13 protein-coding genes are annotated in these 13418 nt (G+C 64.4%); 3 read left to right on the forward strand and 10 right to left on the reverse strand.

Annotated features, from left to right (window positions below; genetic code table 11):
- The 9 genes from VFA16_RS04085 to VFA16_RS04125 all read right to left on the reverse strand — a co-directional run.
- Positions 1 to 1931, reverse strand: a 1931-nt coding sequence (locus VFA16_RS04085; RefSeq protein ID WP_324966582.1) for a CaiB/BaiF CoA-transferase family protein, incomplete at its 3' end; no start/stop codon positions are given.
- A gap of 3 nt (positions 1932 to 1934) precedes the next feature.
- Positions 1935 to 2888, reverse strand: a complete 954-nt coding sequence (locus VFA16_RS04090; protein ID WP_324966583.1) for an enoyl-CoA hydratase/isomerase family protein — start codon at positions 2886 to 2888, stop codon at positions 1935 to 1937.
- The gene (locus VFA16_RS04095; RefSeq protein ID WP_324966584.1) at positions 2881 to 4017 is read right to left on the reverse strand and encodes a M24 family metallopeptidase; all 1137 of its coding nucleotides are present in this window, start codon (positions 4015 to 4017) and stop codon (positions 2881 to 2883) included. The genes VFA16_RS04090 and VFA16_RS04095 overlap by 8 nt, the downstream gene beginning before the upstream one ends.
- Positions 4004 to 5230 carry a Xaa-Pro peptidase family protein gene (locus VFA16_RS04100; protein WP_324966593.1) on the reverse strand — a complete coding sequence of 409 codons (1227 nt, stop codon included), beginning with the start codon at positions 5228 to 5230 and terminating at the stop codon, positions 4004 to 4006. The genes VFA16_RS04095 and VFA16_RS04100 overlap by 14 nt, the downstream gene beginning before the upstream one ends.
- Before the next feature lie 21 nt (positions 5231 to 5251).
- Positions 5252 to 6424, reverse strand: coding sequence for an amidohydrolase family protein (locus tag VFA16_RS04105; RefSeq protein ID WP_324966585.1), 1173 nt, complete (start codon positions 6422 to 6424; stop codon positions 5252 to 5254).
- Positions 6425 to 6492: 68 nt separating this feature from the next.
- Positions 6493 to 7737 carry a cytochrome P450 gene (locus VFA16_RS04110; RefSeq protein WP_414687637.1) on the reverse strand — a complete coding sequence of 415 codons (1245 nt, stop codon included), beginning with the start codon at positions 7735 to 7737 and terminating at the stop codon, positions 6493 to 6495.
- A 3-nt stretch (positions 7738 to 7740) separates the two neighbouring features.
- Positions 7741 to 7935: a ferredoxin gene (locus VFA16_RS04115; protein WP_324966586.1), complete on the reverse strand. Its 195-nt coding sequence runs from the start codon at positions 7933 to 7935 to the stop codon at positions 7741 to 7743.
- A complete protein-coding gene (locus VFA16_RS04120) occupies positions 7932 to 8597 on the reverse strand; it encodes a TetR family transcriptional regulator (RefSeq protein WP_324966587.1) in 666 nt (221 codons plus the stop codon). Before VFA16_RS04120 ends, VFA16_RS04115 begins: the two co-directional genes overlap by 4 nt.
- A gap of 61 nt (positions 8598 to 8658) precedes the next feature.
- Positions 8659 to 9471 (reverse strand): SDR family oxidoreductase, encoded by an 813-nt coding sequence (locus VFA16_RS04125; protein WP_324966588.1) that lies wholly within the window; start codon positions 9469 to 9471, stop codon positions 8659 to 8661.
- Positions 9472 to 9704: 233 nt separating this feature from the next.
- Here VFA16_RS04125 and pstS point away from each other — a divergent pair, with 233 nt between their 5' ends.
- From pstS to pstA, 3 genes are read left to right on the forward strand one after another with little or no spacing between them, the layout of a single operon-like run.
- Positions 9705 to 10820, forward strand: a complete 1116-nt coding sequence (pstS, locus tag VFA16_RS04130) for a phosphate ABC transporter substrate-binding protein PstS (RefSeq protein ID WP_324966589.1) — start codon at positions 9705 to 9707, stop codon at positions 10818 to 10820.
- Between the two features lie 12 nt (positions 10821 to 10832).
- The gene (pstC, locus tag VFA16_RS04135) at positions 10833 to 11831 is read left to right on the forward strand and encodes a phosphate ABC transporter permease subunit PstC (protein WP_324966590.1); all 999 of its coding nucleotides are present in this window, start codon (positions 10833 to 10835) and stop codon (positions 11829 to 11831) included.
- Complete coding sequence (gene pstA, locus VFA16_RS04140; RefSeq protein WP_324966591.1) at positions 11828 to 12727, forward strand: phosphate ABC transporter permease PstA; 900 nt, start codon at positions 11828 to 11830, stop codon at positions 12725 to 12727. Before pstC ends, pstA begins: the two co-directional genes overlap by 4 nt.
- A gap of 8 nt (positions 12728 to 12735) precedes the next feature.
- On the opposite strand, the gene VFA16_RS04145 is transcribed toward pstA, so the two are convergent.
- The coding region (locus VFA16_RS04145) for an NHL repeat-containing protein (protein ID WP_324966592.1) at positions 12736 to 13418 on the reverse strand (683 nt) is incomplete at its 5' end.

The following is a 13418-nucleotide window of genomic DNA, read 5'->3' on the forward strand; positions in this document are numbered from 1 at the left end:
TGCTCGTCGGCCGCGACGGCGATCGCCACCCAGCTGTCAAGCCGTCCGAACTCGTCGACATCGGCGGTCAGGTAGAGGTTTTGCGGCGCCGCAGTAGGTCCCCGGTTGCCAGCGCGTTCCAACAGTGCACCGTACGCCGAGTACTCGATGACCTGCTCGGCGGCGATATTGAGGGCGGCATCGACCATCGCCGCTTCCACCATCACGCCCTGACCTGTGCGACGGCGATGCTCCAGCGCCACCAGCAATGCACTGACTGCGTGTATGCCAGCGTTGGGGTCACCGATTGTATAGGGCTCGTAGGGATTCCGGTCGGGATATCCTGTCAGCCAGCTCAACCCGGCGGCTGCTTCGATGACGTATGCGAAGGCTGGGTTGTCACGCCACGGCCCGTCGAGACCGAATCCCGGCATCCGCAGCAGTATCGCGTCGGGCCGAATTGCTTGGACAGCGGCAAAGTCCAATCCGATCTGGTCCAGCACCCGGGGGGTGAAGTTCTCGACGATCACATCGCACGCTGCCACCATGCGGCGCAACAGCTCTCGGCCGCGTTCGCTTTGCAGGTCGAGCGTCAAGCCTTTCTTGTTGGTGTTGAGCGCCGAGAAGATCGGCGACCTCTCCCACCACTGTTCTTCGGTGATGGGTATGCCGGCGATGAGCCGGGTGCCGTCGGGACGGCGGGTCGACTCCACATGGATGACGTCGGCGCCGAGCAGTGCCAGGAAGTGCGTGCTGCACGGGCCGGCCCAAAACGTCGTCATATCCAGAACGCGAAGCCCGGCAAGCGGCAAGCTGTGCCCAGTCTCAGTCTCCAGACGCACCGCGGGTAGGTGTGACTGGCGATACTGCGCGGTGTGCTCCCCGAGCCGCGGCGCGGGCTGCGGCGAGCGAAGCGAGGCGGGCTGCATGCGGTAGGGCGGACTCGGTTGGTGAAAGCCGCCGCGTGGATTGCTGACAAAGGAGCCGCGGGCCTTGAAGTGGTCCAAGTCGGCGATCGTAACACCGTTGGCCACCGGGGCGTTGGGAATCCTGAAGGCCGTTGCCAGTTCCCGTATCTCGTCGACGGTGTGGTCGCGCACCCACGCGTAGAGCTCGTCGGCTTTGTCATTGGCCTGCTCAGTGATCGAGAGCGGCGATTCCTCGTCGATCCAGTCGTCGTGGCCGGTCATCGCGCATAGGTCGAACCACTGCTGGGCGGTGCCGCAGCCGAGGTCGACCAGACCGTCTTTGGCGCGTGCGATACCAGGCACGGTCAACTTCCGCGCATCGCGCCACGGCCGGCCCAGCATCTCGAAGTAGGTGACGGGGTAATAGGTGAGGCCGAGAATTTGGGTCTCCAGCATAGACAGGTCGACAACCTGGCCACCGCATCGCCGGCAGGCAAGCGTTACCGCGCTGGCGTAGGCTCCGGCCAGGTATTCCCCGACCTGGCCGCCCACGAAAACCGGTGCGCGATCAGGTGATCCGCGGCCCAGCCCCACGATCCCGCCCGACCATGCCTGCAGCGTGAACTCGGTCGCCGCGCGGTCCCGCCATGGCCCCTCCAGGCCGAATGGCGTTATCGCGGTGACGGTCAGGTGGGGATGGCGGCGGTGTATCTCGCCGGGAGCGAAGGCGGGGTGTTCGGCCACCTGGGATCCGCGCGACCAGACCACCGCCTCGGCCGCGGCGAGCAGCTCGTCGACGAAGCCGATGTCACCGTCGGGGTCGGCGACGACGCTGTGCTTGGAGCCGCCAAGAAACTTGAATAGCGCACCGTCGTCTCCGGGCTGGATGTGCGCACCGGATGCCGACCACTGCCGCAGCGAATCTCCTTGGGGCGACTCTACTTTGACGACCTGCGCGCCTCCGTCGGCGAGCAGCTTGGTGCAGTAGGCGCCGGCGATACCGGTGGACAGGTCGACGACGACATACCCGTTCAGCGGCTCCACGACTTAGCCGTCCCGAGTGCGGCTGGACTTGCTCAGCCGGAACTCCGGCGGGAACTTGCTGTCGTTGTCCTTCACCGCGTCACTTAGGCCATGGTCGATCGCGTCGCCCATGTCCAGGTCATCAGCGTCGTGATGGACGTGGCTGCCCATCGACTCGAAGAACGCGGACAGCAGGCTACCCATGTATTCGCCCTGGTGCTGCTTGACCACCTCGAAGAGGAGCTTCTGCATGAATATGGTGTCCGTGGGCCGATTACGCGCGCACGCGAGCGCGTATTGCTGCACTTCCGCTTCGAGCTGGCCCCGCGGCACCACCTTGTTGAGGAAGTTGCACTGGTACATCTCCTCGGCGGTGAAGGGTCGTCCGGTGAACACCATTTCCTGAAACTTGCGCAGCCCCATGGTTTGTACCCACGTCCACATCCGGGGCCCCCAACCGTAGTACCGGAAGGACGGGTGCCCGAAAAGCGCGTCGTCGGACGAGATCACCAAATCGGCGTCGGCCGCCTGGTAGAAATGCCAGCCGTAGCAGTAGCCCTTCGCCTCGACGATGCTGATCTTCTTGAATTCCTGCAGCGCTCGGTTTCCCGCCTGCGGGTTGGCAAACCACGCGCTGATCGTCGCGCCGTGGCGAAACGATCCTTTGGGCGGGTAGCGGATTCCGTCGTTGTCGAGCCTCAGTTCGGCAAGCCGGGACTCGGGTGAGTCTTGGCCTTCCATGAACTCGGGAAGATCAGCGCCGCTGCCGAAGTCGTCGCCGACGCCGCGAATGACCACAACCTTGACGTCGTCGTCGACGGTGGCGGCACGCAGCAGATCGGCGTAGCGCAGCCGGGCCGCCGAGGTGGGCGCATTGAGGAACTCGGGCCGGTTGAAGGTGATCGTCGCGATTTTCGTTGTGGGGTCCTTGGCGTAGAGGATGATCTCCTCCGGCGAGGGGCGTGTGCTCTCAACCATTCGAAACACCCACCGCGGCGTTCGGACTCGTCGTCAGCACCTCAGGGCCGTCGGCGGTGATCAGCACAGCCTCGCGGCCGAACACCGCGCCCACCCCGCGCTCCCAGACGTAGCCGGTGACCGCGAGCACCATGCCAGGCTCCAGCCGTTCCGCGGCGGCGGTCGCGGGCAGATGCCGGGAAACGACCGGAGGGTCGAATCCCATGCCCAGGCCGCGCGCCACCGGCATGGGCGGCAGCGGCTCGCCTGCGGCTTGGTAAGCGGCCAGCAGGTCGCTGGCGGGTACCCCCGACCGGCACGCCTCATAAAGGTTGTGCCACAACGTCTCCCAGCGCCGGTACAGGTCCGGCGCACCGCGCGGTTCGCCGACCGGCCACGTGCGGCCCACCTCGCCGGTGTAGCCGCTTGCCAGCACACCCGCGGAGAACGCCACCAAGTCGCCTGACCGCACCCGCCCGTCGTCGCTCCCCCGCCGCCACGGATGTTCGCGCGAGGTCACCCATGCGACGTCCTGGGTCGAGGGGGTGCTCACCCCGCCGGCCGTCATCGCCTCCAGCAGGACACCGGCCAAGGTGTTCTCGCTGACTCCCGGGCGCAGCTCGGCCAGCGCCGCCGCCAACGCATGCTCGGCCACCCGGGTGGCCTCGCGCAGGGCGTGCACTTCTTCTGCTGTCTTGACGCGGCGAGCGTCCCGCATGGCCGGCTCGCCGTCGACCAGCTCCGCGTTGGGGAAGGCCATCGGCAGCAGCTGGGCAAACCCTGGTGACAGCGCGTCGGTGCCAACGCGTTTCGCGTGCGCAGCTCCGTCGATGCACTTCAGCACCGAGATGGTGTTCATCGGGTTCCACGCGATGCCGTACAGGTTTTCGTGCGGGATATCGTCGGGCACGCCCTCGTCCCAGGTGCTCAGCAGGTGGATCGCCCTCGTGTTGCGCACCACGACACAGGTCGGCCCGAACGGGCGGGTGCCGGCCACCCACAGTTGCGGCGCTCCGGCCACATAGCGCACGTTGGCCTGCCGTCCCAACACCAAGACGTCGAGGTCGTGTGCCGCCATCTGGGCGAATGCACGCTCCCGACGCCCCACCCGTAGCGCCCGGTCGTCGGGCAAGACGTCAGCGCGTGCCATACGGGTCATATGGGTAGTCGGTCAACGGGATCCAGCCCTCTTCGGTAATGACGACGATCTCTTCGCTGCGGTAGCCGCCGGTGCCGTCCTCCCACACCACCGGTTCCAGCACCAGCACCATCCCCGGCTCGAAGACAAAATTCTCGTCGAACTCGTCTCCGAGATCGGTTCCGATCATTGGTGTTTCGGCGGCGTTCACCCCGATGCCGTGGCCCAGGTAGAAGTGCGGCAGCCAAGGCCGGGTCCCGCCATTGGCTTTCGTCGCGGCGCGGCCCAGCTCCGCAGCGGTCGTGCCGGCGCGCAGTACGTCGAGCACTGCGGCCATGATCTCCCGCCACTTGTCGTACTGCGCCTGCTGGCGCGGTGTGGGGTCGCGGCCGACAATCCAAGTGCGGCCGAAATCCGAGCAATAGCCGTGGTAGGTGATGCTGACATCGGTCCACAACACATCACCTTCGGCGAGTTCACGCTCGGTGGTCAGCAACGGCAAAGCCAAGTCACCGTGTGTGGTCCAGACTCCGTCGGCTTTGCGTTTGGGCATGACCTGCCAGATCGGTTCCAGCATGCTGGCCATCGCGCCCAGTTCGAATGCCCGACGCAAGAAGCTGGCCGACAGGTCGATCTGTCGGATCCCCGGGGCCAGCGCCGCCTGGACGTCGACCATCGCTTCATCGGTGATCCGGCACGCCCTGTGGATACAGGCCAATTCGTCACGAGTCTTGATGACCTTGGCCGCGCCGATCACCTGAGCGGCGTCGACTGGTCGGCCAGACGGAAACAACTGCTGTTCTGCTCGGCGCATCGCCCCGGTGAATTCGTCCAAAGCGACTACTGCACCGGCTGGGATCAAATCGCTGACCACTCCGGCGAAGTGCTGCACACCCTCGTCGAATTCCAAATACACCGGACCGTGCAGATGGTCGGCCGGAAACCCCGATTCGGAGCCGACGCCTTCGCGGAACGGCAGAAACAGGTGCGGCCACGGGTCGTCGGCCAGCACCACCGCAACCGGGCGCTCCACGTAGGACAAGCCGGCGTCACCCAGCGGCCAACTCACTCCGGTGGCATAGACGACGTTGCTGTTGCCGAGCAGGACCAACGCGTCGACGCCCCGCTCGGCCATTGCCGAACGCAGCCGGGCGCCCGTTTCCGAACGCATCCGCGCCAGGTGGGGTGTCTCCGGGATGTCGAGCACAGACGACGGCGTCTGCATGAAAGTGGTCACGAATCCGCCTTAAAGGCCCAAGAATTCGGTGATGTTGCCGCTCACGATTCGGGCCGCTGCCTCAGGTCCGACGGCATTCACGACCGCCGCCAGCGACTTTTCCGAATAACCGTAGGTGCTTTCGTTGTGCGGGTAGTCCGACGACCACATCACCTTGTCGACACCGATCCGGTCCATCAGCTCCAGCCCCAGCGGGTCGACCATGAACGACGCGCTCATGTGGTTGTCCCAGTAGTAGCGCACGTCGTGCTCGAGGGACCGGTTGAACATGTGCTGATACGACGCCACCAAGTGCTCGGCGTCTTGCAGCGCCCAGGGCACCCACGCGATTCCGCCTTCGAACCAGCCGATCCGGAGCCGGGGATGCCGATCGAGGATGCCCGTGAAGATGTACTTGGAGAACGTCTCCCGGAATCCGTCGATGTTGATCATCATGCCCACCACGACGCTGTTGTACTGGCATGGGGTTTTCGGCGGGGTTTCGCCGATGTGGTGGCTGACCGGAAGGCCGGCGTCTTCAATCTCGTCCCACACCCCGCTCATGGCATCGCTGCCGTAGTCGATGACGTTGCCGTCGTCGTCCTTGCCGGGATTCAACGGCAGCAGGAATGTTTTGAGCCCCAAGGATTTCAGTTCGGCAAGCGTGCGCCGGGTGCCTTGTGGATCCCACCAGTTGATCAGCCCGGCTCCGTAGAAGTGGCCATTGGAGCGCTCTTGCAGCTCGGCGATGTATTCGTTGTAAATCCGGAACGCCAGCTCACGCAGTTGCTTGTCCGGGTAGTGGAAAAGCGCCAAAACGGCATTGGGGAAAGCCAATTCCTTGTCGACGCCGTCCTCGCGCAGCTCTTGGATTCGCGCCTCGATGTTGGTGCTGCCGGCCCCCGGCAGGTCGTCGTATTGCATCAGCACCGCGCTGAAATCGCCGGGCAGAAACGACTGCCCCTTACGGCCGAGTTGATAGGCGCCGTCCTCGTACCAGATCCGCGGTGCCTTGTCTTTGAGGTCGTCGGGGAAACGCTGGTAGAAGATATCCTCGGCCAGCGAAATGTGGTTATCCGCCGAGAAGACTACGGTCCCTTCCGGCAGGCCCACGCTGCTGAGATCGGCGTGGCCACGTCGATTCTTCGGTGCGCCATATCCTTCGGGCGGATAAAGCGAGACGCTGGTGGCTTGAGTCGACATTATTGACCCTCCAATCGGATCGCCGTGGTGTCGAGGTTAGTCATCGTGGGTTGGCCGGGGTAGGCGTTCTACCAGGTCACCGGCAATTCGTAGACGCCGTACGCGAGCCGGTCGTGTTTGAACGGGATGTCTTCAATCGGGACGGCCAGTTTGAGTGTGGGCACGCGACGAACCAGCGTGTGGTACACGATCTGCAGTTCGGCGCGGGCCAGCTGCTGGCCCACGCATTGATGCCGGCCGTAACCGAACGCGACATGTTGGCCGGCCTTAGAGCGGTGCAGGTAGAGCCGGTCGGGTTCGTCGAAGACGTCGGAATCCCAGTTGGCCGGCGCCAAGTCGATGATGATGCCCTCGCCGGCTCGGATGACTTCGCCGCCGATCTCGATGTCCTCGACTGCGATTCGGCGCTGCCCGTTTTGGATGATGGACAGATAACGCAGCAGTTCCTCGACCGCGTTGGCGACGATCTTGGGGTCGTCGGCATCCCGGAGCACCGCTAACTGGTCCGGGTTTTCCAGCAGCGCCAACACGCCGAGCCCGATCATGTTCGCGGTGGTCTCGTGTCCCGCGATCAGCAGGCCGGTGCCCAGCTGAGCGGCTTCGCGGACACTGATCTCGCCGGCCTTGACCCGTTCGGCCAGATCTGAGACCGCGTCCTCGGCCGGGTTCTCGATCTTGGTCTCGACCAGCTTCGCCAGATACTTCGACAGGCCGGCCGCGCCTTTGGCGGTGTCCTCGCCGGTCGCATACCGGGCCAGCCCGATGTTCGCGTGGTGCTGGAAGAACTCGGCGTCCGCATACGGCACACCCAGCAGCTGGCTGATGACCAGCGACGGGACGGGTAGGGCAAGCGCGGCGACGAGGTCGGCCGGTTTAGGGCCGGCCAGCATGGCGTCGATGTGCTCGTCGGTGATCTGCTGGATCACCGGCCGCAGGCCTTCGACACGTTTGAACGTGAACGGTCGCGACAGCATCCGCCGAAACCGGGTGTGCTCCTCGGCATCCGAGGTGAAGACCGACCGTGGCCGCTTGTGCACCGTCGACAGCATGCCTTCGTTCCAGTGCGGGAAGCCCGGACGCCGGTCGTCGACGCTGACGCGCGGATCGGAGAACAGCGTCCGCACCTCTTCATAACCGGTGACGAGCCACGGCGTGCTGCCATCCCAAATACGCACGCGGCTCAGCGGTTTGGATTGACCGAGTGTCAGCACGTCCGGTGGTGGGGCGAACGGGCAGCGGTTGTCTCTGGCCATCGGATATTCCGGGACGTTGGCGACCGCCTCGGTCGCAGTTCCGGTGAGGGTGTCGGACACTTCTCACTCCTCGATGTGGATGGCCAGTGCGGGGCAGCCCGCGGCGGCGGCGCGGGCGTCGTCGGCCTGCTCGGCCGGCGGGTTCGGGTACAGCAGCACGACGACGCCGTCCTCGTCGCGCTGGTCGAAAATCTCAGGTGCGCGCATCACGCAGTTTCCCGAGGAGGCGCATTTGTCTTGATCCACAGTCACTTTCATCTGCGGCTGCCTTCCAACGGGGTGACGGGCGCCAGCCAGAGCCCGACGATGGCGTCGATGAGGCCGGACGCGGCGGCGTGCCAGCTCCGCCGTGGCACCGACCCGCGGGTGGCCAGCGCGCGTTCGTGGTCGGCGCAGGTGTGGACCAGCAGGTTTCGGGCCATCACGTTGCGCTCCACACGGACCTCGATCGGCAGCTCGGGCAGGCAGCTGTTGATGCCGTCGATCACTTGCACCAGCGACGGTGAGCTCAGCGCATCCTTGACGACGATGTTGTGGTAGGCGGGATCGGTCATCACCTGCGCCGCGAAGCGCGCGTACCACGTGGGGTTGCCGAGTGCGGCCAGATGCTCGGTCAGCGGACGCACCAGGCAGGCCACCCAGTCCCGCATGTCCACGGAGTTGCCCAGGTCGGCCACCATCTGCTCGCGTAGCTGTTCGATCGGCACCCGATGCTTTTCTTCGATGGCCCGCACAAGGTCGGTCTTGGTGCCGAAGTGGTAGCCGACCGCGGCATTGTTGCCCTGGCCGGCCGCCTCGCTGACCTGCCGATTGGAGACAGCGAAGACCCCGTGCTCGGCGAACAGCCGCTCGGCCGCGGCCAGGATCGCTTCCTGCGTCGTGCTGGCGCGCTCGGTGCGCGCTGCCCTGGCCGTGGTCACGACGCCTAGTCAACCGCTTCCCAGGTGTTAAGTCAAGCGCTTGATTTAAACAGGCTCGGTGCTACTGGGACGAGCTGCGCCGCCTGATCGCTTTCCCTGCAGAAGTTCCGCCGTCGACCGGCAACACCGTGCCGGTGACATAGCGGGATCGATCGCCGGCGAAATACAGGGCGGCCTCGGCGACGTCTTCGGGTGTGCCCTCGCGCTGCAAGGGCCGGTCCGCGCGCATCTGCTGCCGTGTCACCTGCTCGAACCGCTCGACCTGCTCGGGCGTCATGTCTTTCGCCGAGGAAGCCAGAATCGGTGTCGGGATGCTTCCGGGAGCGATGCAGTTGACCCGAATATCGTAGTGCGCCAGCTCGATTGCGACCGATTTGGTGAATTGGATGACCGCCGCCTTGGACGCGCGATACGTCATCACCCCGCCGCCGGCCTGGATCCCGCCGATCGATGAGACGTTGATGATCGACCCACCTCCCCGGACCGCCATCTGACGCGCAGCCTCGCGGGTACCGGCCATTACGCCGAGCACGTTGACCGCCATCACGCGGTGGAAGTCAGCGAGGTCATCGTCGAGGAAGCTGCGATGCATCCTGCTGGAGATGCCGGCGTTGTTGACCATGACGTCTACCCCGCCGAATTGCTGCGCCGCGAACGCCACCAGTTCAGCGACCTGGTCGGGCTCTGCGGTGTCGGTCTGCCGGAAAACCGCATCGACGCCATGGTGCTCGGCGAGGGAGGCGCCCCGGTCGGCGTCGATGTCTGCGATTACCACCTTGGCGCCCTCGGCGAGGAACTTTTCGACGATTCCGGCGCCGATCCCGGACGCGCCGCCGGTGACGATCGCGACCTTGTCGCCGAGTTCGTTTACCACACCGACGAGTTAATCGGCGAGCGACAGGTTAAGTCAAGCGATTGATTTAGGGAAGCGTCGGCGACCGGCGCCTTGCGCCAAGCAGACGCTAGGGCTGCGATTCGTCGACTACAACAGCCCTAGCTTCTAGTTCGCGCGATCGTCGACTGGGAGGGTCCGTGCGTGATACGTTCGCCGACGGTGGTGGGGGTATTGGTTAACGGTCCAATCGATACGCGTTCGAAGGAGCCGATTTGAAACTCAACCGATTTGGCGCGGCGCTGGGTGTGGTGGCCACCGGCGCGCTCGTGTTGTCCGGCTGTGGCAGCGAGAACAACGCCAACCAAGGGCAGCAGCCGACATCTGGTGCGTCGTCGGCCAAGGTGAGTTGCGGTGGCAGCAAGACGCTGAAGGCCAGCGGGTCGACAGCCCAGGCCAATGCGATGGCCCGCTTTGTCAACGCATTCGAACAAGCCTGCCCGGGCCAAACGTTGAACTACACCGCCAACGGTTCGGGTGCCGGGATCACTGAATTCCTCGGAAAACAGACTGATTTCGGCGGCTCGGACGTCCCGCTGAGCAACGACGAACACGCCAAAGCACAACAGCGCTGCGGCTCGCCGGCGTGGGACCTGCCGGTGGTGTTCGGCCCCATCGCGGTCACCTACAACGTCAAGGGCGTGACCACGCTGGCTCTCGACGGGCCGACGACCGCGAAGATCTTCAACGGCACCATCACCAGCTGGGACGACCCCGCGATCAAGGCGCTGAACGCCAACGCCACCCTGCCCGCTGAGCCGATCCATGTCGTGTTCCGCAGCGACCAGTCCGGCACCACCGCCAACTTCCAGGAGTACCTTGATGCCGCGTCCAACGGTGCCTGGGGTAAGGGTGGCGGAAAGACGTTCAACGGCGGTGTCGGCGAAGGCGCCAAGGGCAATGACGGCACATCAGCGGCCGTCAAGCGGACTGACGGCTCAATTACCTACAACGAGTGGTCGTTCGCCCAGGCGCAGAAGCTGAACATGGCCCAGATCGTCACGTCGGCAAGTCCCAATCCGGTCGCAATCAGCACCGATTCCGTCGGCAAGACCATTGCCGGCGCAACGATCAAGGGACAAGGCAACGACCTGGTTCTCGACACGATGTCGTTCTACAAGCCGAGTCAGGCCGGCGCTTACCCGATTGTGCTGGCGACCTATGAGATCGTGTGCTCCAAGTATCCTGACCCGGCGGTCGGTACGGCGGTGAAAGCTTTCCTGCAGGCCACCATCGGTCCCGGCCAGAACGGCCTGGCAGACAACGGATACATCCCGCTTCCGGACGCTTTCAAGCCGCGACTCTCAACCGCGATCAACGCCATCTCGTAATCTGAGGCCGTCATGGCCGAAACACCGCTAACCCGGCGGGCCGAGCCCGCCGGGCCAGTACCTGCTCCACCCGCGGTCAATGCGCGCGCAGCACGGCGGGGAGATCGACTGTTCAAGTCGCTCGCCATCGGTGCCGGTTTGACGATCGTCAGCGCGATCGGTCTGATCGCCATATTCCTGTTACTTCGTGCAGTCCCGGCACTGCGGGCCAACCACGTCAACTTCTTCACCAGCGCCAAGTTCGATACCACCGATCCCGACAACCTCGCGTTCGGCATCCGTGACCTGTTCATGGTCACGGTACTGAGCTCGGTTTTCGCGCTGGTGTTGGCCATGCCAGTCGCGATCGGGATCGCGGTGTTTCTCGCCCAATACGTGCCGGCACAGCTCTCGCGTGTGTTCGGCGCCATGGTCGACCTCCTGGCCGCCGTGCCCTCGATCATCTTCGGGTTGTGGGGAATCTTCGTGTTGGCGCCGCAACTCGAGCCCGTCGCAACGTTTCTCAACAGCCAACTCGGCTGGTTGTTTCTGTTTAAGAAGGGCAACGTGTCATTGGCCGGCGGCGGCAGTATCTTCACGGCCGGCATCGTGCTCGCGGTGATGATCCTGCCGATCATCACGTCGGTGTCGCGCGAAGTCTTCCAGCAGACCCCGTCCACTCAAATCGAGGCAGCGCAGGCGCTGGGCGCGACGAAGTGGGAAGTGGTCCGAATGACCGTACTGCCGTATGGACGCAGCGGTGTCGTGGCAGCATCGATGCTTGGCTTGGGCCGCGCTTTGGGCGAAACCGTGGCGGTGCTGATCATCTTGCGCTCGACTGTGCACGGCGGGAACTGGTCGCTATTTGATGGCGGGTACACATTCGCCTCCAAGATCGCTTCTGCCGCCACCGAATTCAGCCAACCACTGCCGACCGGAGCCTACATTTCGGCGGGATTCGCGCTGTTTGTGCTGACGTTCATCGTCAACGCAGCTGCCCGCGCCATTGCCGGCGGAAAGGTCAACGCATGAGCCTCACGCTTGACCAGCCGGTCAAAGCACCGGTGTTTCGCGGGATTAGCATCGGTCGACGCATCAAAAACATTGTGGCGACAACTCTTTTCTTCACCTCGTTCATCATCGCGATGGTGCCGCTGGTGTGGTTGCTGTGGGTGGTGGTCAAAAGAGGCTGGTATGCCGTCACCCGATCGGGCTGGTGGACCCACTCACTGCGGGGCGTGTTGCCAGAGCAATTCGCCGGCGGGGTGTACCACGCGATATATGGCACGGTGGTCCAGGCCGCGGTGGCCGCCGTTATCGCCGTACCGCTGGGGTTGATGGTCGGGGTTTACCTGGCCGAATACGGCCCTGATCGGCTGACGCGGTTGACCACCTTCATGGTTGACGTGCTCGCCGGGGTGCCGTCGATCGTGGCAGCACTGTTCATCTTCAGCCTATGGATCGCCACCCTGGGATTCGAGCAGGGCGCCTTCGCCGTGTCACTGGCATTGGTGTTGTTGATGTTGCCGATCGTGGTTCGGGCCACCGAGGAAATGCTCAAACTGGTGCCCGATGAATTGCGAGAAGCGAGCTACGCCTTGGGGATTCCGAAATGGAAGACGATTGTGCGGATCGTCATCCCGACCGCGCTTGCGGGCATCATCTCCGGTGTCTTTTTGTCGATCGCGCGCATCATCGGCGAAACCGCCCCGGTGCTGGTACTCGTCGGGTACAGCCGCTCGATCAACTATGACATCTTCAACGGCAACATGGCCTCGCTGCCGCTGCTGATCTACACCGAACTCGACAATCCCGAACACGCCGGCTACCTGCGGGTCTGGGGCGCCGCCCTGACCCTGATCGTCGTCGTGGCCGCCGTCAACCTGGTCGCCGGGGGGATCCGAGTATTCGCAAGCCGACCGCGGTGAGCTCGACGTCAGGTCGGTGGTAACTTCACCACCCTGTTATTGCCTCGGTCGGCGACGTACACGTTGCCGCCGTCGTCCACCACCACGCCCAGTGGGGTGTTGAGGCCAGTGAACGGCAGCACGGTCGTGGTGTTGGTCCCGGCCGCCAACTTCACCACCTTGCTGTCGTCGTGCTCGGTTGCGTACACATTCCCGGCCTTGTCCACCCCCACGCCCCAGGGCACGTTGACGCCGGTGAAGGGCAGCACCACCTGGTTGGACCCGCCTTCGAGTCTCAGCACCCGGTTGTTGTCGGTATCAGTGACGTAGACGTTGCCGGCGGTATCCACCGCCACGCCGTCGGGATGGTTGAGATCGGTGAACGGCAGATCGCTTTGGGTGTTGGACTCAGCGTCCAACTTCACCACCCGGTTGTTGCCCCGGTCGGCGACATACACGTTGCCGGCCGTATCCACCGCCACGCCCTCGGGGTAGTTGAGGCCCATGATCGGCAGGTCGGTCTGATTGTTCGATCCGGCCGGCAGCTTGACAACCCTGTTGTTGAAGTCGGATACATACACCGTGCCAGCGCTGTCGATCGCAACGCCCTGCGGTTCATACAAGCCGGAGAACGGCAACACCGCTGGCGTGCTCGAGCCCGCCGGCAACTTCACGACGCGGCCGTACATGCCCTGATTCGTGACGTAAACGC

This window comes from Mycobacterium sp., assembly GCF_035653355.1.
Lineage (GTDB): Bacteria > Actinomycetota > Actinomycetes > Mycobacteriales > Mycobacteriaceae > Mycobacterium.